The sequence below is a fragment of the Anabaena sp. CCY 9402-a genome (assembly GCF_963920945.1).
Taxonomy (GTDB): domain Bacteria; phylum Cyanobacteriota; class Cyanobacteriia; order Cyanobacteriales; family Nostocaceae; genus Trichormus; species Trichormus minutissimus.
This window is the reverse complement of sequence record NZ_CAWUDL010000028.1, coordinates 53477-72509: the sequence shown is the minus strand read 5'-3', so window position 1 is coordinate 72509 and position 19033 is coordinate 53477. Positions and strand designations below refer to the sequence as shown.

The 19033-nt window shown below is 42.1% G+C and carries 16 protein-coding genes; 6 read left to right on the top strand and 10 right to left on the bottom strand.

What is annotated here, in order from left to right:
• Positions 1-465 precede the first annotated feature (465 nt).
• A complete protein-coding gene (locus ACM0OR_RS12580) occupies positions 466-1038 on the top strand; it encodes a nitrate transporter (RefSeq protein ID WP_323268343.1) in 573 nt (190 codons plus the stop codon).
• A gap of 21 nt (positions 1039-1059) precedes the next feature.
• Here the strand turns inward: ACM0OR_RS12580 and ACM0OR_RS12575 are convergent, their stop codons facing one another.
• From ACM0OR_RS12575 to ACM0OR_RS12555, 5 genes are all read right to left on the bottom strand, one after another.
• Positions 1060-2151, bottom strand: coding sequence for a saccharopine dehydrogenase family protein (locus tag ACM0OR_RS12575; RefSeq protein ID WP_414576478.1), 1092 nt, complete (start codon positions 2149-2151; stop codon positions 1060-1062).
• A gap of 137 nt (positions 2152-2288) precedes the next feature.
• On the bottom strand, positions 2289-3023 hold the full coding sequence (locus tag ACM0OR_RS12570) for a dienelactone hydrolase family protein (protein ID WP_414576477.1): 735 nt from the start codon (positions 3021-3023) through the stop codon (positions 2289-2291).
• Between the two features lie 244 nt (positions 3024-3267).
• On the bottom strand, positions 3268-4650 hold the full coding sequence (locus ACM0OR_RS12565; RefSeq protein WP_414576475.1) for a Rieske 2Fe-2S domain-containing protein: 1383 nt from the start codon (positions 4648-4650) through the stop codon (positions 3268-3270).
• Between the two features lie 4 nt (positions 4651-4654).
• The gene (locus ACM0OR_RS12560) at positions 4655-5557 is read right to left on the bottom strand and encodes a DUF1338 domain-containing protein (protein ID WP_414576473.1); all 903 of its coding nucleotides are present in this window, start codon (positions 5555-5557) and stop codon (positions 4655-4657) included.
• A gap of 37 nt (positions 5558-5594) precedes the next feature.
• Positions 5595-6902, bottom strand: coding sequence for an acetyl ornithine aminotransferase family protein (locus tag ACM0OR_RS12555; protein WP_414576471.1), 1308 nt, complete (start codon positions 6900-6902; stop codon positions 5595-5597).
• Positions 6903-7337: 435 nt separating this feature from the next.
• On the opposite strand from ACM0OR_RS12555, the gene ACM0OR_RS12550 reads away from it, so the two are divergent.
• Positions 7338-8675, top strand: a complete 1338-nt coding sequence (locus ACM0OR_RS12550) for a hypothetical protein (RefSeq protein WP_414576470.1) — start codon at positions 7338-7340, stop codon at positions 8673-8675.
• Between the two features lie 146 nt (positions 8676-8821).
• On the opposite strand, the gene ACM0OR_RS12545 is transcribed toward ACM0OR_RS12550, so the two are convergent.
• Positions 8822-9529 (bottom strand): ROK family protein, encoded by a 708-nt coding sequence (locus ACM0OR_RS12545; protein ID WP_414576469.1) that lies wholly within the window; start codon positions 9527-9529, stop codon positions 8822-8824.
• Between the two features lie 288 nt (positions 9530-9817).
• On the opposite strand from ACM0OR_RS12545, the gene ACM0OR_RS12540 reads away from it, so the two are divergent.
• Positions 9818-10615 carry a creatininase family protein gene (locus tag ACM0OR_RS12540; RefSeq protein WP_414576467.1) on the top strand — a complete coding sequence of 266 codons (798 nt, stop codon included), beginning with the start codon at positions 9818-9820 and terminating at the stop codon, positions 10613-10615.
• Between the two features lie 27 nt (positions 10616-10642).
• Here ACM0OR_RS12540 and ACM0OR_RS12535 read toward each other — a convergent pair whose 3' ends face one another.
• Positions 10643-12310, bottom strand: a complete 1668-nt coding sequence (locus ACM0OR_RS12535; RefSeq protein WP_414576465.1) for an ArnT family glycosyltransferase — start codon at positions 12308-12310, stop codon at positions 10643-10645.
• 205 nt (positions 12311-12515) lie between these two features.
• Between ACM0OR_RS12535 and ACM0OR_RS12530 the strand changes: the two genes are divergently transcribed.
• Positions 12516-13019 (top strand): 2TM domain-containing protein, encoded by a 504-nt coding sequence (locus ACM0OR_RS12530; protein WP_414576463.1) that lies wholly within the window; start codon positions 12516-12518, stop codon positions 13017-13019.
• Between the two features lie 101 nt (positions 13020-13120).
• Here the strand turns inward: ACM0OR_RS12530 and ACM0OR_RS12525 are convergent, their stop codons facing one another.
• Both ACM0OR_RS12525 and modB read right to left on the bottom strand, forming a co-directional pair.
• A complete protein-coding gene (locus tag ACM0OR_RS12525) occupies positions 13121-14311 on the bottom strand; it encodes an MFS transporter (RefSeq protein ID WP_414576462.1) in 1191 nt (396 codons plus the stop codon).
• A 146-nt stretch (positions 14312-14457) separates the two neighbouring features.
• Positions 14458-16320 carry a molybdate ABC transporter permease subunit gene (modB, locus tag ACM0OR_RS12520; RefSeq protein ID WP_414576461.1) on the bottom strand — a complete coding sequence of 621 codons (1863 nt, stop codon included), beginning with the start codon at positions 16318-16320 and terminating at the stop codon, positions 14458-14460.
• Positions 16321-17014: 694 nt separating this feature from the next.
• On the opposite strand from modB, the gene ACM0OR_RS12515 reads away from it, so the two are divergent.
• Positions 17015-17338: an RNA recognition motif domain-containing protein gene (locus ACM0OR_RS12515; protein ID WP_190706500.1), complete on the top strand. Its 324-nt coding sequence runs from the start codon at positions 17015-17017 to the stop codon at positions 17336-17338.
• A 212-nt stretch (positions 17339-17550) separates the two neighbouring features.
• On the opposite strand, the gene ACM0OR_RS12510 is transcribed toward ACM0OR_RS12515, so the two are convergent.
• Complete coding sequence (locus ACM0OR_RS12510; RefSeq protein ID WP_323265478.1) at positions 17551-17997, bottom strand: molybdopterin-binding protein; 447 nt, start codon at positions 17995-17997, stop codon at positions 17551-17553.
• Positions 17998-18082: 85 nt separating this feature from the next.
• On the opposite strand from ACM0OR_RS12510, the gene modA reads away from it, so the two are divergent.
• Entirely contained in the window at positions 18083-18880 is a 798-nt protein-coding gene (gene modA / locus ACM0OR_RS12505; RefSeq protein ID WP_414576460.1) for a molybdate ABC transporter substrate-binding protein, read from the top strand.
• Positions 18881-19033: the final 153 nt, after the last annotated feature.

Here is a 19033-nt window from a genome sequence, read left to right as displayed (position 1 = left end):
ACCTATATTCATCAATTCACTATTTTGTTATTCTGTCAATGCGTAAGTCCTAAAGTCTTAGGAATTCTTTGACGTTCTCACCGCCCTAAAAGTGCGGTGATTCTAAAAATCACTTTTTAGGCTTTCTCTTTCATCGACACACCTTAAAATCAACTAGCCATTGCTGGCAATACTTAAACCAGTTAACCGTTCAACAGAACCAATTAACGAGCTTAACTTAGGTAAATTATTCAAAACCCTTGCGTATCGCTAAGGCGACAGCTGCGCTACGTTCGCAATGGCATACCTAAAAATTTTACCACCTACCTACTTAATACAAATATTGAAATATTTATTTAGTTTTTATATCAAAATTCAATTTTCTGATAAAGTTAAATTAACCAGAGTGACAGGCTTGCTTTTTATTAGCTTTTGATTTTTGTGATTGCCGCAGTGTTTTTTGTCGTTCCAGATTAGAACTGAGGCATGGATAGAAGTATATTTTTAGATTTGTTATATAGCCTACAAAGATTATTTGTTGGTTACATTCCTGCTGCTGTTGTAGGTAGTTTTTTTGGATATTTAATCGGAGTCAATGGCGCAATTTATGAAATATTTAGACGAATAGTTCAGATACCCCATAGCATCCCCCCTGTAGCTTGGCTACCTATCATGTTGGTTATATTTCCAGAGAAAGAATCAGCAGTTGCGGTAGTAATTTTTGTCGCTACCTTCTGGACAATTTTAATCAACACAGCCATCGGTATGCGACATTTTCGCAGACAAGATAATAACTTTCGAGTAGCTATATTTCATATATTTCATGCTCTGAAAGTTGGGGTTTGGGTAGCATGGTTTACAGTAATTGCTGTAGAAATGCTAATAGATCAAAAAGGACTGGGTTCTCTGGCTTGGAATGGATATAAATCTGTCAACATCAATTATATATTGGAGGCAATAATTTATATAGGTGTCATTGGCTTTTTGCTGGATCAGTTACTCGACTTAACAGGATATATGCTGGCTCAGATTGTGAGTAATGGTAAAAAATCTGACTGAATATTCCTGAATTTTTCAGCGTTAACTGATTAGTTGATGCTCAATGTTAATGTGACGACTTTCCATAGCTTGCTGAAACAAATCTGTTGGTAGTGCGGCTTCTACTGGCCAAACTCCTGGTTTTTTGAGTTTACCTGCCAATAATAATTGGGCAATACTACCTGTGCCGCAACCAGCCGCAACTGCGGTATTTTCATAGACTAAATTAGAGCAATAAACGGCATCCTTACCATTTATTTTTCCCGTAACTTCCGATCGCACTGCTACGCCAATACCACTAAAAATATTGGTGACATCTGTCATCAAATGACTGACGTGAGATAAAAACTCAATTGTGCTGTGACGCTGCATCCACCACTTAGGAAAAATATGAGCGGCAATCCAAGTCAGATGATTATAAAAATCTGGGACTGAACCAAACTTCGTAATCACGGTGTTTATATTCGGAAAAGCATGGGGAATTGTGAAAGTTTCTGGCATATCAAACCAGTAAACACCACTGCGTTGATAAGGAGAGGGAAAATTGATAATTTCTCTCTCACTATATGGCTTAATTAATTGCCATTGTCCATCTATCCAAGCCTGAAAAGGATGTTGCAATCCTAAAAATGTGGTTCGCATAACGGTAATACCAGCACCGCCAGAACCAGCAACTAAATAACTTAAATGTACTTTTTTTGGCTCATCAAATTGCTCGATACCTTGGCGTACCATGCTATTAGAAATGCCGGGGAAAATACCAGTATTAACAATAGCTGTCACCCCAGCAGCTACAGCTTGTTCATGATAATTTAAAGCCTTGCTGGTAAAAGAACGGTGGTCACTAACATCTAAATAGTTAACCCCGTGTTCAATGCAGAGTTTGAGAACATTAGCATCACGGTAATGAAACGGCCCCGCACAATGGATAACTATATCTGAATTTGCGATCGCTTCCCGTAACTTGTCAACCTCTGCCAAGTCCAACACCAGCAAAGGAAAATCAACCCCCTTACCCATCTCTGGGGAACGCCCCGTGATCGTAATTTTTGCTTGGGTGTGGGTAGCTATATCCTGGGCAACACTGCTACCAATGCGCCCCCTTCCTCCCAGAATTAAAACGCGCTCTGTCATCACTCCCTGTAGGCAACGATACCTCTATTTGACCAGTTTTTCGTCCTGTTGGCATCAGTTACAAGTATGAATTTGTAATTCGTAATTGTGCAATATTTATTCTTCCTATCCCCTATCCCCTGTCACCTATCACCTAATTACAACACCCTTCTCAAGAAAGCGATGATTTCCGCCCAAGCTGAGGTAGAGGCGGCTGCGTCGTAGCGATAACCATCGTCGCGCATGAATGTATGTTCTGCTTCATACAGATGCACTTGGTGGGGGATTTTAGCTTGTTCTAAGGCTGTAATTAGTGTGTGACGGTCATTTTCTGGGATGTGGGGGTCGAGCGTACCCAGTATTAATAACATTTCACTGGTGATTTCATTGACTCGCTTGATGGTATCAGCGACTCCTTTACCTAGTTTGCCGCTAGGAATGCCGGTAGGGTAGCAGCAGATGGAGGCTTTAATTTCACTAGCAAAGGCGGCTCGAAAGGCTAAATGACCACCGATGCAAAAGCCGAGAGTGCCGATTTTGTTGGGATTAACTGCACTTTCACCTTTAAGAAAATCAATCATAGCACGACAATCAGCATCATATTCTGCGATCGCAGTTCGCCGCGCATCATCATTACCCCGCATTCTCCCCAAATCATCCGGCTGAATCACCATCCCAATTGGTTCAACACGATGAAAAATTTCCGGTGCTGCTACCACATAGCCAAATCCAGCTAGATAGTTCACTAGACGCAGCATTGCATCACCCAATTGGTAGATATCGCTGTAGAATAAAATCCCAGGGTAAACGCCTGCTGGTTTAGGAGAAGCAACATAAACCCGCATCAAGCTATCATCTACTCTTAACTCCACATTACGCTTAGTAATTTGCACTTTTTTTGCTCCATCTCATGCTTTCAATAGCTTCTACATGAGTAAGTTGGAAAATCGGGATTTAGTCATTCGACCTCTTCCATAAATATTTTTTTTGTTTCGCGCATACTGCAAGGCAGAACCCGAAAGGTAGGCGCATTCGCGGAGCGTCTCGCAGGGAAGGCGCAAAGAAGGACGCTATAACTTTTGCAAGCGGTCTATTAGTCATTAGTTTTTCTACCCTTGTCTTCCTTCCCTTGTCCCGTTATCTCCCCAAATTACGTGGCGGTACAGTTTGCCCCTCATAGAATTGCTTGCGGAGTTTGGTTAAGCCTAACCATGCTGCACCGAAGATAATAGGCGTTACTGTCTCCAAAACTATCACCGGAACTGATGTGATATCTAAAAATAACGACAATATCGGGCTACTTGCTAAAGAAACAGCAGCTATTACGCCACTCCAAAACCTTAATTGCTCAATCCTCGCCAACGCAGTTCTACAACTGGCACACTTTTCTGTATGGGAATAATACCTTTCTAGTAAATATTCTTGAGGAATTGGCGGTGGAAAAGCTTCCCCAGGAAACGGTTCAGCGTTGTAATTATTCACCCACTGGTGCAATTCAAACACAAAACTATCTGCTTTTGTCGGTAGATAGAAGGCTTTAGAAAAATTCGGACTACCGCCTTTCGCTTCTAGATAGCGTTCTTGATAGTGGAGAAAAATTTGGTCATCTTCTAAAACGCCATTCTGCCCCAGGTGATAGTACCAGCGCGGCCTCAACTTAATAAATATACCCGGCAGTTTAGAAGGAAACTTAAAGGGAAAACGGGCGAATAAACGACATTCACCTTTGCGGATGGGTGTAGCGTAGACAACAGTCAGAATTCTACCGCGTTCTGCGTTGATATCATGCCACGTTAAAGCCGGTGCAACAAAGGTTGTGGATAACTCTCCGGTTTGTCCAGGTTTTACTCCTTGCTTCCAAATGCCTTTAAAACCATGTTTGTCAGATTTTGCTACCTCTAATTCCAAAGGCGCGGCGTTTTTTCTATTTCCTACTGTGCTGTGATGGGTGAAAGCAACATGGCTGGGGTCAAGTATATTCTCTAGCAGTGTGAGTGCATCATAAGGTATATCTCTAAAGGTATTGATGACAACCCACCCATCAGGCGATGTTTCTAATGGTTCAATGACGGGAATTTTAGTTTTAGTGGCGTTTTCTGGGTTGCCAGCATACACAAATAACATACCCTGCCGTTCAGTGCTAGGCAATGATGCCACGCAAGCGCGTTGGGAAGTCTCCGCCTGTCCGCCTTGCGGCTGCTGGGGAATGCGCTGACAATTGCCATCACCAGAAAAAGACCAACCGTGATAAGGACACTCTAATAGTCCTTCTTCATTAATTCTGCCTTCAGAAAGTCGTGCGAGACGATGGGGACACTGGTCTGTAAATACTTGCCAGGACTGAGATTGCTTGTCCCACCAAATGACGATATCTCGACCCAACAGAGTAAAAGCAGTTGGTTTTGATTTATCTAAATCTTCTAGGTAGTGGACAGGATACCAAGCTTCATTCCAGTCAAAAGACTGGGGGTCACTGCCACCAGGTAATATTTCCTCTACGGTAGATTTTATCTCTAGCATCTCTTTATTGTCGCGTCATTTCAAACAATTGCTGGGCGTTTTTCCCTAAAAAAGCCTGAAAAAGTTCTTGCTTACCTGGTGCTACTTCTAGTAAATAACGTTGGGCAATTTCATAATAGGCATAAGTCCAAGGAATTTGCATTTCTTCACCGCTAATATCATCGATGACTGTGACCATTTCCTTCACTGCTGCGGTGGCGGTTTGACGTAAACCACAGGTAACATCACCCTCAATTTCTGCTTTCATCGGTACACCCAAACTAGCTAAACCACTCGCAGTAGTATCTATATCTGGGTATGCTGGCGCATTTTGGCGGTTCACGTAGCCAGTAAAATGATTGACAGCGTAACCATGTAACAGCACCCAAGCACCATATTGCGTAACTTGATTTACTACTTCTATTGTAGAACGTAGGGGAATTTGCCAAGGGCGAGTAAAAGCTGTTCGGAGTTGTTGAGTAATACTTTCATTGTCCCCCTCTTTTTGTAGGAAGGGAAAAGTCAATTGATGCTGAATTGTAGATACTGTTTGATAAATTAGTTTGGCAATATTATCAGGTAATTCATCTACAATTAACTCACTAATAAACAGCTTGGGTAAGTCAAATTCTACTTGTTGTGGATGGTGATAGTAACGAGCATAAAGGTGAGTTTGAGGAAAAGTATATTCCCCAACTGGTTCGTAACCCAAGGCTTCGGCGATTTGTCCTAGATAGTTTATTCCTAAGTTAACTTGACCTTGAGGACTATCAACTACCATCCGCAAAGACCGAAAGGCGATATGGTCATTGGCGACTGTTCCACCCGCCGCAGTAATCATTTGTTCATAAGTTTGGGCATAATTAACCCTGGCTTTATATTCTTGCCAAAGTGATTCCCAGAGATGACAAGCAATTTCAGGCTTCATTTTAATTTTTAATTTTTAATTTTTAATTGATTTGTCCCTATTCCCTTTCCAAATGCAAAATCTCAGCGAGAATATCCAAGGCGGTTTGAATTTGGTCGGGTTCGATGACTAGGGGGGGACAAAAACGTATGGCGGCTTTACCACAACCTAGTAATAGCAGACCGTGTAAGAAGGCGGATTGAATAATGCGATCGCGCAATCTGATATCATAATTTCCATCTGCATCGAATAAATCGACTGCTACCATCAAGCCTATCCCCCTCGGTCGGGACATTCTGGGAAATTTTTCATGCAGTTTGGTCAGTCCAGCTTTTAGCAATTCTCCCATTTGGGTAGCGTTACTCATCAACCCACTATCTAATAGTCGCAACGTCGTAATAGCTGCTACACAAGCTACGGGGTTTCCGCCAAAGGTGGTGGCGTGAGAACCAGGTGGCCAGGTCATTAACTCAGGACGGGCGAGAATTGCACCTAATGGTAAACCACTGGCTAGACCTTTGGCTGTGGTAATAATATCAGGCATTACACCCCAATGCTCGATCGCAAATAAGCGTCCGGTGCGTCCCATACCTGATTGCACTTCATCAACTACCATTAAGATGCCGTGACGATTGCAGATATCCCGGATTCTGGCTAAAAATCCATCTTCAGGGACTATGTAACCACCTTCTCCTTGAATGGGTTCTACTATGATGGCGGCTACTTCATGGGGCGGTAGGATGGTGTTAAATAACTGTTGTTCTAGGTGGTCAAGACTGGCGTGAGTCCCGTAGGGAATATGAGTTATCCCTGGAACTAAGGGGCCGAAATGGGCGCGTTGGACTGTTTTAGAACCAGTTAGAGACATTGCGCCGTAGGTGCGTCCATGAAATGCACCTAAAAAGGCCACGATTAGCGATCGCTTGGTGTAATATCGAGCTAGTTTCATCGCTCCTTCGTTAGACTCTGCGCCGGAGTTGGTGAAAAATACCCTCCCACCGTGGGGAAAGGGGGCGCGAATCGCTAAATGTTCGGCGAGTTCTACCATCGGTTCATAGTAAAAATCCGTCCCCGACATATGCAACAACCGCGCCGCCTGTGACTGAATTTCCTTGACTACTTCCGGGTGGGCGTGACCGGTGGCGGTGACAGCAATACCTGCGGTCATATCTAGAAACACATTGCCGTCTACGTCTTCTAGCATACAACCCTCACCACGAGCCACCACTAGGGGATAGTCGCGGGTGTAAGAAGGAGAAGTTACGGTGCGATCGCGTTCTACAATAGCTAAAGCTTTCTTTCCTGGTAGGGATGTCACCAATTGCGGCGCACGAGGTAGAGATTGATTGGTGGGGATACTTAACATTTTGTTTTAATTTTTTGCTAAATACGGATAATTAAACTGCAATGTGCAGATACTAACAGTAGCATTTGATTCTATTCGTATATAACTTACGCATTGACAGAATAGCAATAATATGTGTTAGAGATTGTGGAAAAATACAGATATTTTTTCATGAATCCCTAGGAGGATTTTTTTTCAGATGCTGTGATAATTTTTAATTGCATTTTTTAACGCAGAGGGGCGCGGAGGTGGAGAGGGGCGCGGAGGTTTTATTAGGGGTATTTGTGTTGTATTTTGAAAAAGTGCTACTCCCTACTCCTTAGTTTAGTGGATGGGAGTGCAGGTTATAATGCACTGTTAGGCTGAGTTTCTCCCAAATACTGGAAGAAGTTTAATGCCTTGTCAAATGTGCTACTAATACATGACAGAATTATAGATTGCGAAATTTTTTAAATTATGAGTATTCTATTCAGCCAAAAACTCAGGGTGACAGTAGGGATTGCTGCATTGTTACTGGTAGGTTTAACTGGTAGTCATCTATATAATCACACCAAAAATCAAGAGCTAGCTAAACAATCTCAGGATGTTGAAAGTTTATCTGTAAACCAACAATTAAATAATCCTATTAGTGCATCACGCATTTCTCAGACTTCTCTGCAATCTACGTCTGTTAATGTCAATTTTTTGCAGAGAAATGATGAGCAAGTAAATCAATATAATATATCCAAGTCTGACCAAAATTTGGCGACCACATCTGTCAGTTATCCCATTGTTGATGAATGGCGAAAATATAAATATAGTGTCAATGGTAATCAAGTTTTATCAGCAGCAAAACTACCAACCACTAACGTTAAATTTAATCAGTCAGATTTATTAAGTGTACTCGTGAATACGAGAAAATATTTTCAAGAACACGGTGCAGCAGATCCAGATATTTTAAGACCGGGATTGCTAAGTACGCAAAAAGTTACTACAGCAGATATCTTAAAAACTCTAGATTTCATGATTGTAGTTCTCAGGGAAGATATTGCTAATAAGCGCACTACACGGTTACAAAATACCGATTTTATCAATAAAAATTTTCGGGTTATTCGATGGACAGCCTATAAACCAGAAGCCCCAAAACAAAAGCAATTACGAATTACTAAATATGCTGTATTTATCCATCCAGGCACACGTAAAAAAACATCAACCTACAATACACCTATCTACAGTTTAAAAGATAATGCAGTCACAGATAAATTCTACACAAAATATACAAAACAAGATGTTATATCAGGAATTTATGAGCCAGGTGGCAAAGAATTTGGCAAAGTCGCACCCTTAGCTTATTTAACCCGCAATGGTTTAGAAGAAGCCTTAATGCAAGGAACAATCCTGATTAATTTTATAGATGGTTCTCAAGCATTTTTTAACGTTGATAGAAATAATGGAATGTCTTACATCCGAGGTTTAAAGGCAACAGCCCAAAAGCGTTATTGGTATTTTAGACAAGTTGATGCCATTAAAGGTTATGGATATAAAATAGATGCCAAAATTTCTATTAAACCAGGAGTAACTTTTGCTGGCGATGTCTTGAATATTGGTTTAGGCAGAGTTGTTGTCATGGAACATACTCAAGGCGGACGCAAACAGCTACAAATGGGTGTAATTGCAGATACAGGCGGAGCATTTTTACCCAACCTGTACCAACTAGATTATTTAGCAGGTATTTTCCCCAATCAACAATCATTCCGGCAATCTATCAGTAAACTACCGGAATATGCTAACGCGTATTTTTTAATTAAGAAGTAATACGAATGGGGTATGGGGCAGAAAAAAGTCAAAAGTCGAAAGTCAAAAGTCATTAGTTTTTCTCCCCCTGCATCCCCTGCATCCCCTGCATCCCCTGCATCCCCTGCATCCCCTGTCACCTGTCACCTGTCACCTGTCACCTCTCTCTACTCCCGCCACAAAGCAATACCACCTAATAAACCACTGACATTAGGAATGAGTCGGACATTTAAAGGTAGTTGAAAATTTACTTTTACTGCTTCACCACCACCAATATAGAGATAATCATAATTAAACAGCTTTTGCAAAGATGCGATCGCCTTTTCTAAACGACGATTCCATTTTTTTTGCCCAACTTTCTCTAACGTCGCCCTTCCTAGCTGTTCTTCGTAAGTTTCATCCTTCCGAAACTGATGATGTCCCATTTCCATGTTCGGCACTAATTTACCATCCACAAATAAAGCTGAACCAAAGCCTGTACCTAAAGTAATCACCAATTCCACACCCTTACCTTTAATTGCCCCAAAGCCTTGCATATCCGCATCGTTAATCACCCGCACAGGTTTATTTAGTTGTTGTAACAATGCTGTTTCTAAGTCAAACCCAATCCAATATGAATGTAAGTTGACGGCTGTTTCAGTTACACCACAGCGCACTACACCAGGAAACCCTACAGAAACCCGATGAAAATCACCTTGGGCAGCTGCTAATACCATAATGGCATTGATCACTACCTCCGGTGTTGCAGGTTGGGGTGTATCCACACGCGCCCTTTCTGTCACAGGGTTTCCCGCGATATCCAACACCATCGCTTTCACACCACTACCGCCAATATCAACGGATAAAGTACGAATTGAACCATTATCTTCAACCATTGATTATCCTCCTGGTGAATGTTTAAGATTTGGTTATTATGCGCTGAATTAGGGGTTAAGGGCTAGAGGACAGGTGACAGGTGACAGGTGACAGGTGATAGGGGACAGGGGATTGGGGATTGGGAAGTAAAAAGGTAAAATGGCAAAGGTGAAAGGTATCAATTCCTATTTCCTATTTCTTATTTCCTATTTTCTATTTTCTATTTTCTATTTTCTATTTCCTATTTTCTGTCACCTGTCCCCTATCACCTGTCCCCTATCACCTGTCACCTATTCCCTTCCATAAAAATGCACAGTTTTATTCCCCCAGAACGGTTTTTTCCCTACCTCACCTGGACTGAGATTCAGGGTATGCCAAATAAGGAAAATGTAGTCATCATCCAACCAGTGGGGGCAATTGAACAGCACGGGCCTCATCTACCATTGATTGTTGATGCTGCTATTAGTGTAGGAGTTTTAGGCAAGGCTTTGTCTAAGTTGGATGCTAATATTCCCGCCTATGCTTTACCGACTTTATATTATGGTAAATCTAACGAACACTGGCACTTTCCCGGTACGATTACCCTCAGCACAGAAACACTCACAGCCACAATTATGGAAGTGGCAGAAAGTATCTACCGTGCTGGATTTAGAAAGCTGGTATTGATGAATTCCCACGGGGGGCAACCCCAAGTTATGCAAATGGCGGCGCGGGATTTGCACGTTAAGTATGGTGACTTTTCAGTATTTCCGCTTTTTACTTGGCGTGTGCCTCATATCACTAAAGAATTGCTGACACCGAAAGAAGCAACTCAAGGAATGCACGCTGGGGATGCTGAAACTAGTATTATGTTGGCGATTTTACCAGATCAGGTGAAGTTAGATCAAGCTGTGGCTGAGTATCCGCCAGAACAGCCAGAAGGTAGCTTACTGAGTTGGGAAGGTAAGTTACCTGTGGCGTGGGTGACAAAAGATATTAGTAAAAGTGGTGTAATTGGTGATCCTACCACAGCTACCAAAGAAAAAGGCGATCGCATTTTAGAATCTGTCTCTGATGGTTGGGTAGCCGTGATTAAAGAAATTTACGCATTTCGTCAGCCTAGTTAAAAGTATGGGGTGCGATGAGATTAACCGTCAAATTCCGTAAGACCGGGGGTAGGGCTTTAAAAGTGTTTTAGCCTGATAGACATAAATAATATTGATTACCACCCCACCTCTTCTAATTGGTATTGTTTCAATCTCAGTCAAGCTACTAAAGTAAGTTCGATAATTAGCCATTAAATCTTTTCTATTCTTAAAGGGGGCAGTAGTAATGTACAATGCGTTTTCCCCTAACCATTGATCCGCTTTTGACCAAAAAGCAAACCCACGCAAATCTTTGCCAATGTCAAAGCAAGTAATCGGGACGTTCGCTAGAGGTTTCAGGGACATAGCAATTGGCCCACCTAAATAATAGCGATTGGTAAATATAAAGCTAGAGTTCTCTAGGGCTGCACTCAAGATAGGAGAAGAAGCAAAGCCACGCCGCATTTGCTGAATATCAATTAGTTCTGTAGAAGGGTCGTCTTTGGGAGATAAGAACCCTCCCATTAAAGCGTATTGACTAGGCTTTTGCAGTATTCCTGTTGTTACTTGCAGCAGAGCAATAAGTAAAATGCTAGCAACCATAATTCCCGAACCTAAGAGCCATCGCCGCACCCAACGTCGCTGATGCTGCTCCCAGAGAGTTGCCTGTTGCCCTAATAACAAAGTTGCTGCCCAAAATCCAGGCATCGACCAAGCTGGCAAAATTTGCCGATATCCTCCGATGAGAGTAAACCCTAAAGTTAAAGGCAGAGATAGCCATAAACTCAATAATTTAGTCCCATCTAAATCTCCCTTAGAGGTTAGTGATTTGTGAGAAAAAAGTGGCATTGTTCTTAACACCAATGGTCGTAAACTCACCCACCAAAGTGGCAATCCTATAGTTGGGAACAGATAAGCTACTCCGGCTAAATAGACAGCCGCTACACTCAGCAGATTGTAGCCACCCCTTGGTATCGCTCGCTCTGATTGAAAACGAAAGGAAACCCAATCATGCTGCATATTCCAAAACAAAATCGGGAAGATCGTGATGACAAATAAGCCTAACCCTAGCCATGCCCAAGGGGAACGCACAACACAACGATGAGGTGGACTCGTTAAACAAAAACCAATTAGTCCCAGTCCTAAAACAAAACCATGATATTTGCTATTGCAGGCTAATCCCACCAGGATACCAAGGTAGCTCAAGCGGTAACTAGGGACATATAAATTAGATGAGCCGGACTCATTCTTCCACAGGCTATGCTTTTGATTTCCTGGCTGCCGAAAAAATTCATTGACGGCACAATATAAACTGGCTGACCAAAAAAACATCAGTGGACTATCAGGCAGACTTAGGATGCCAAAGCCAACTTGAAAAATCGGACTGATTGTGGCAATGGCTAAAGTCAGGCAGGCTGTTCTAGGAGAGAATAGTCTATTGCTAGTTAGATACAGTAGCAGCAAACTGCCTGTATATAAAATCAGCGTTCCCAGGCGAATTGTGAATTGGGACACATTTCCAGTTAACCACGGGCCAAAACCAGTTGTCAGAGCCACAAAAACTGGATGATCAAAATAGCTCCAGTCTAGATGCAGACTGTAGAGGTAGTAATAAGCTTCATCAAAGGTGGGGTACATACAGAAAGCAATTATTGCGCGAAACAGCAATCCCCCAACTAGCAATATCAGCACTAACTGATTATTTTTTTGAGCCGACCATTTCTGGACTTTTTGCATTTACTCGAATTTTGATCCTTTATTGTGGGCTTTTGGGTTTCGCACCGCGAACTAGTCTAACCCGGAGTGCGGCGCGGGAAATATGTCACGTACTCCATTAAATATTTGTTAGTGTAGGGGTAGTGCAACAGCTGGAACGATGCAACCTAGCTTATAGCTAGCGGGTGATCAATCTTGATTAAGAAAATACCTAAGAGATGACACTATGACGGACTTTGAGACTCAAAACAACCGTTTTTATAGCCAAGAGGATATACAAAGGATTTTACAGCTAGCGATCGCCCGGCAAGCTGATGATCAAGATAAAGAGTTTAGCTATGAGCAAATCTTAGAAATAGCCCAGGAGTTAGATATATCTCCTGAGACTGTCAACTTAGCAGAGAAAGACTGGCGATCGCAAAATCGCGAAATTCAGCAACGTCAAGCATTTAATACTTACCGTCTCACACGATTTAAGAAACGTTTGGGTAATTACAGCATTGTTAATGCTTTTTTCATCTCGGTAGATTTTTTAGGTGGCGGTACTATTTCTTGGTCGCTGTACCTGTTACTATTCTGTGGTTTAGCCGTTGGGCTTGATGTTTGGAATATTTTTCTGACTAAAGGTGAAGAGTATGAAATGGCTTTCCAGAGATGGAATCGCAAACATCAAATTAAACAAACTATTAATACCTTTGTTAATAAGTGGTTTAAAGCCTTACAGGTTTAGTAATTGGGCATAAAAATTCAAAATTCACGCATTGAATAACTTCTGCCCCTCTGCTTCCCCTGCACCCCTACCTCCCCTGCTGGCCTCAATTCATCCTACTATTATCCTTCTTTGGTCAGCACTATATTGTTACTATCAGCTTGCAGTTTTACCCAGGCAAAAAAGACTATTGCTAATAGTTGAGTTGCTGAAGAAAAGACTATCAGCATATTTATTGCGTGGTCATATAAAACACCCATCAATGTACTACCTAAAAACCAAGCTAGACCATAACCAGTGCTGAAAATACCGTAGGCTGTGGCGCGTTTGTGCTTGGGAACTATGCCTGCGATCGCAGCTTTTAAAACTGATTCTTGCGCCCCCATGCCAATGCCCCAAAAGGCTATGCCTAAAAGCGCAAGTTGGGTATTTCCTAAAAAGACTAATGGCGCAAATAAAGATGATAGCAAAGCAGCAATCATCAACACAAAAATGCCAATGCGGTCAAAGAAATAGCCAAATATTAACGCTGCTACGGCATCTACTCCCATCGCCAAGGCATAGAACAGAGGTATGGTTTGCCCCGTCGCAATACCTTGTTTTTGAAAGTGAAAAGCAATTAAAGGGAAATCTGCATAACCTGCGGCGATAATTGCCACAGCACCCAGATAAATCCAAAATATGCGCGGTAATTTTTCCTCTTTGGGACTCTCTTCAGTTTCTTCTTCAAAATCACTCGGATTGGGATAGATAAATTGCAAAACTCCTAACACTATCAATCCTAAAACCGCAGGCACAATTAATACTGTAAAGCCGTTGCGATATTCGCCCTGAAAATATACCATTGCCGCCACAGCTAAAGGCCCCATGACAGCACCAGTTTGATCCATTGCCTCATGTAATCCGAAGCCAAAGCCTCTGCCAATTTGACTCACACCGTGGGAAAGCAACGCATCTCGTGGGGGAGTACGAATGGCTTTACCGGTGCGTTCAACCATCATTAAACCTGCGGCTACTTCCCACCTACCAGCTAAGGCTAACAGTGGCACAACGGCGGTATTGATAAAGTAACCCAAAGTTGTGATTCCCCAATATTTACCTGTTTGGTCGCTGAGATAACCAATTACTAAGCGAAAGCCATAGCCAATAAGTTCTCCAAACCCAGCTACCAAGCCCACCACAGTGCCGCTAGCTCCCAAAACTTCTAAATAAGCCCCCGTGATACTACGCGCTCCTTCATAGGTAGCATCGGCACAGAGGCTAACAAAACCTAGCAAAATTACAAACCTCAAAGCGGCTGCTTTCTGTGGCATACTCCATCACATCATTAAAATGGCTTTCATATTGAAACACAGGATTTGGGGAGTGGGAATAGGTGACAGGGGACAGGTGACAGGGGACAGGGGACAGGGGACAGGGGGAGAAAAACTAATGACAATTACGAATTACGAATTACGAATTACGAATTATTTTGACTATCCATCAAAATCAGGCGGAGGGGATCTAAACGCACATACCAAGGAAAGGGTTGATCTTTGATAGTTACCCATTTCTCCTTGAAGACTTCTGCTTGCAGGTGATAGTCTTGTGAATAATTGGCGGGAGAATTAAGTTTTAAAAATAGTGTCATGCGGTGAGGTGTTTCACTGGTTCTTGCTAACCAGCAAGGAAAGGTGTTGGCTTGTGCTGGGTCTTTGGTAAATATAATATGATGGGCGCGGATGCCAACATGGGTGATTTCTTGGGGAATTTGTTCGTTCACTTGCAACCGACAACCCCAATCAACTGCTTCTATCTCTTGCGATGAGTGAACGATCGCACTAGAGAAATTCTTACACCCTGTGATTTGGGCAACACTCACAGTAGCCGGATGCTCGAATATTTCGTATTTAGAACCATGATGTACGGCTCTACCATGCTCCATCACCAATAAATTAGGACAAACGCGATAAGCTTCTTCCATATTATGGGTGACAAATAAAGTTACACCTTGGTATTCAGCTAGAGTTTTCGTCATTTGTTGTTCTAGTTGACTACGCAGATGTGTATCAAGTGCAGAAAAAGGTTCATCTAAAAGTAAGGTTTCTGGAAGACTTGCTAAGGCTCTGGCTAAAGCTACTCGTTGTTGCTGTCCGCCAGAAAGTTGGTGTGGGTATCGTTCGCCTAATCCTTTTAATTGCATGGATATTAGTAACTCTTCGATTTGCGATCGCACTTTCCCATTGGAAATTTCTTTGGGTAAGCCAAAACCGATGTTTTGCGCCACTGTCATATTCGGGAACAGAGCATAATTCTGCACTAAAAACCCAACTTGGCGATCGCGGCTAGGTAGATTAATTCCTTTTTCTGAATCAAACAATACTCTGTCATTTAAAACTATGCGCCCTTTCGTGGGTGTCTCAATTCCCGCAATACAGCGCAAAATCATACTCTTACCCGCTCCTGAACCCCCCAACAATCCCAAGGGCTGCTCATCGGTATTAAATGCCACCTTCAGGTTAAAACTCGGCAATCGCTTCTCAATATCTACAAACAGTTTCACTTTTGCAGTCGCAGCCGACAACACCGAAATTTCACCCCCCTGCTCCCCTGCTCCGCGAAGTTTGCTTGGAGGGAAACCCTCCTGGCAACTTCTCTTCCTGCTCCCCTGCGTCTTCCCTCCCCTTCCCCTTAATTCCTGCCAAAAGTTGACAGCAATAATCGCTGATAGCGAGACAATCATAATCGCCAGCGACCAAAACCAAGCTTCATCTGTCGCGCCGGCTTCCACAGCAAAATAAATTGCCATTGGGATTGTCTGGGTTTGCCCAGGAATATTACCCGCTAACATCAACGTTGCACCGAATTCACCCAGCGCACGGGCAAAGGCCAAAGATGCACCTGCTAAAATCCCAGGGAATGCTAGAGGTAAACTGATGCGCCAAAAAATTTTAGCCTCATTCGCACCAAGGGTTCTAGCTACCTGGAGGAGACTACCATCAATCTGTTCAAAAGCCCCCAGCGCAGTTTTATACATTAACGGGAAAGAGACAACTGTAGCTGCGATCGCTGCCCCATACCAAGTAAATACTATACTTAAATCAAAAGGCTGCATGAGTTTCCCCATCGGGCCATTTTTCCCGAAAAACAGCAGTAACAAAAAGCCCACAACTGTAGGGGGTAAAATCAAGGGAGCTACAAAAACCCCTTCAATTAAAGATTTAGCCTTGCCACGATATCCCAACATCCAATAAGCAGCCGCAATTCCCAAAAAGAACGTGATAACTGTGGCAAATAATGAGGTTTTGAGGGATATCCAGAGGGGTGAAAAATCCAGTGGCATGATAATTCTAGACAAGAGTTAATGTGAAAGTATTGGCTTGGGCGTGATTGAGTCTAGTGTTGGCTACTCAAAAAAGCCTTATCCAGCAGGGCTATTTGTTGATAATTAAAAATATACCAACTTTATCATGATAAAGTTGGTATATCACGACAATTTACTGAATAATGCAGCAAAGTTGGTTTGTTATTTGTAGTAAAGACTTTATTTCTGTTCATCCTATTACTGTGTCAAGTTAGTTTTGATGGTTTGTAGTAAGGACTTTAGTCCTTAGAAAAATCAGGACTAAAGTCCTTACTACAAACTTGCTTATCCATCAATTCAAACTTGATGAACTACTAGTTCTGAGCGATAAATCGTTTACTACTAAACAAGATTTGATTTATGCTTACCTGAATGGAAAATATTTTTTATCTTTGCGGTCAAACATTCGTTTAAACTAATACTAAACAAGTTATAATTCAGTATTATTAACTACATATTTCTCTATAGATATCAGTGTTAATGTGTATTTATATAACATTTTCTCAAGTTTCTCCCTCATAACAAACTGTATGTGCTAGGATATGCTCTGAGAATTACATTCGGTTATAGTGTTTGTTTTTAGTATTGACAGGCTTTTCCCTTTTGGTATTTGCAGACTCTCTCCGAAATCTAAATCTCTACAAACTGATCTGATGATTTTGGAGACATATAAATGTCAATTTATGTAGGCAATCTCTCTTACGAAGTGACACAAGATACCCTCACTGCTGTTTTCGCAGAATACGGGACTGTAAAGCGGGTTCAAATCCCTACTGATCGCGAAACAGGTCGCTTACGTGGCTTTGCCTTTGTAGAAATGGAATCTGAAGCTGAAGAAACAGCAGCCATTGATGCTCTTGACGGTGCTGAATGGATGGGTCGTGATCTTAAAGTGAACAAGGCCAGACCCAAAGAAGACAGAGGTTCATTTGGTGGTGGCGGCGGTGGTAATCGCGGCGGCGGCGGTGGTGGTGGCTACAACCGTAACCGTTACTAAGTTCAATAGAATAAATTGAATTGAATTGAGTGAATGCTTAAGCAATGCTGCTTGAGCATTTCTTGTTTGGTGGTAGAGTTTGTAATTCATAACGATGCTCCGCCCCGCTACGCTCTAAGCGCAGCTGTGCCGCAGGCTTTACGTAATTCGTAAACACGGTGAAGTTAAAAGTGCTGTTAGCTTGGTAGGGTACAGCACTTTTAACTTTTCCTTTATTCTCTGGCAATTACAATATCATTTGATTTAATTACTGCATAGGCTTCTACACCTTCAACCAGTTCTAATTCTTCAGCTGACATTCTGGTAATAATAGAGGTTAACTCTACTCTGTGAACAATCTCTAGAGTCACTTCACTATTCACAGCACCAGGGACAACTTTTTTCACCACACCCTTAAGAATATTGCGGGAGCTAACTTTTAAGAGTTTTTTAGGAGCATTAACTTCTAATTCCAAATTCTGAGTATCTTTTTTTTCTACCTTGTCTTCCTCTGTGGTTGGTAATGATTTTGGTGGTGCGGGTTGCTGATGAAGACCACGCACAAGTTCCCGCAATATCTCAGTTTTCGTGCGCTGAGACTGCTGACAGAAGTCTTCTAAAAGTTTGCGCTCGTCTTCCGATGTTTGAAAAGTGATCCATCCTTGTTCTTTTCGTGGCATAATGTTACCAATTTAGTTGGTAAGTATCGAATTTATACAGGTACGATCCTACCAAGCCTTAATTCTATCTAAACCTGATTTTCCTATGAAACGAAGACAAATTATTGCTTTTCTTGGTGCGGCAGTTGCTAGCTGTTTGATAGCGGTTGGCTGGCCTTTTATGACACCCTCCCCTGTAGTAGCGCAATCTAATGTCAATCTACTGGTATCTGCGGCTGCCAGTATGAAAGATGCACTAGAAGAAATTAAACCTCTCTATCAAAAGAATAATCCTAATATCAATATTAGTTATAACTTTGGTGCGTCTGGTGCTTTGCAACAACAGATTGAACAAGGTGCGCCAGCAGATGTGTTTATTTCTGCGGCTAAAAAACAAATAGATGCTTTAGAGCAGAAAGGGTTGTTACTTCCAGGTACACGAGCTATCCTAGCAAAGAATCGCCTAGTCTTGGTTGTTCCTAAGAACAGGACTGGTGTTACTAGCTTCTATAATTTAAGAGATGCAAATATCAAGCGGGTGGCGATGGGTGAACCGAGGAGCGTACCCGCAGGACAATACGCTCAACAAGTGTTGCAGAAGCTCAAGTTATTACCACAGATTCAGCCAAAATTAGTCTATGGCAATAATGTGCGTCAGGTTTTAGCTGTGGTAGAAAGTGGTAATGCGGATGCCGGTCTAGTTTACTCAACCGATGCCAAGATATCTGACAAAGTAAAGGTTGTAGTGGCTGCTGATGAAAAATACCATTCGCCGATTATTTATCCGTTAGCTGTGGTCAAAAGCAGTAAAAACTCTAATGCGGCTAAGGAGTTTGTTCAGTTTTTAACCACTGACAATCAAGTTAAGGCTGTACTGCGGAAGTACGGGTTTATTTTGCCTTGAAAGTGGTGTAAAGCCCTGCGGGCATAGCTGCGCTTAGAGCGGTAGCAAGGCGTTTAGCCTGTACTGAGTGGGAAAAGAATTTTAGATTTTAGATTTTAGATTAAATCCCAATCCAAAATCATCAATCCAAAATCTACTCATTGAATTGCCCAA

Bases quoted from the DNA above. Each gene is read 5' to 3' on its own strand.
- ACM0OR_RS12580 (WP_323268343.1), top strand. From the start codon at position 466: ATGGATAGAAGTATATTTTTAGATTTGTTATATAGCCTACAAAGATTA.
- ACM0OR_RS12575 (WP_414576478.1), bottom strand. From the start codon at position 2,151: ATGACAGAGCGCGTTTTAATTCTGGGAGGAAGGGGGCGCATTGGTAGC.
- ACM0OR_RS12565 (WP_414576475.1), bottom strand. From the start codon at position 4,650: ATGCTAGAGATAAAATCTACCGTAGAGGAAATATTACCTGGTGGCAGT.
- ACM0OR_RS12560 (WP_414576473.1), bottom strand. From the start codon at position 5,557: ATGAAGCCTGAAATTGCTTGTCATCTCTGGGAATCACTTTGGCAAGAA.
- ACM0OR_RS12555 (WP_414576471.1), bottom strand. From the start codon at position 6,902: ATGTTAAGTATCCCCACCAATCAATCTCTACCTCGTGCGCCGCAATTG.
- ACM0OR_RS12550 (WP_414576470.1), top strand. From the start codon at position 7,338: ATGAGTATTCTATTCAGCCAAAAACTCAGGGTGACAGTAGGGATTGCT.
- ACM0OR_RS12545 (WP_414576469.1), bottom strand. From the start codon at position 9,529: ATGGTTGAAGATAATGGTTCAATTCGTACTTTATCCGTTGATATTGGC.
- ACM0OR_RS12540 (WP_414576467.1), top strand. From the start codon at position 9,818: ATGCACAGTTTTATTCCCCCAGAACGGTTTTTTCCCTACCTCACCTGG.
- ACM0OR_RS12535 (WP_414576465.1), bottom strand. From the start codon at position 12,310: ATGCAAAAAGTCCAGAAATGGTCGGCTCAAAAAAATAATCAGTTAGTG.
- ACM0OR_RS12530 (WP_414576463.1), top strand. From the start codon at position 12,516: ATGACGGACTTTGAGACTCAAAACAACCGTTTTTATAGCCAAGAGGAT.
- ACM0OR_RS12525 (WP_414576462.1), bottom strand. From the start codon at position 14,311: ATGCCACAGAAAGCAGCCGCTTTGAGGTTTGTAATTTTGCTAGGTTTT.
- modB (WP_414576461.1), bottom strand. From the start codon at position 16,320: ATGCCACTGGATTTTTCACCCCTCTGGATATCCCTCAAAACCTCATTA.
- ACM0OR_RS12515 (WP_190706500.1), top strand. From the start codon at position 17,015: ATGTCAATTTATGTAGGCAATCTCTCTTACGAAGTGACACAAGATACC.
- ACM0OR_RS12510 (WP_323265478.1), bottom strand. From the start codon at position 17,997: ATGCCACGAAAAGAACAAGGATGGATCACTTTTCAAACATCGGAAGAC.
- modA (WP_414576460.1), top strand. From the start codon at position 18,083: ATGAAACGAAGACAAATTATTGCTTTTCTTGGTGCGGCAGTTGCTAGC.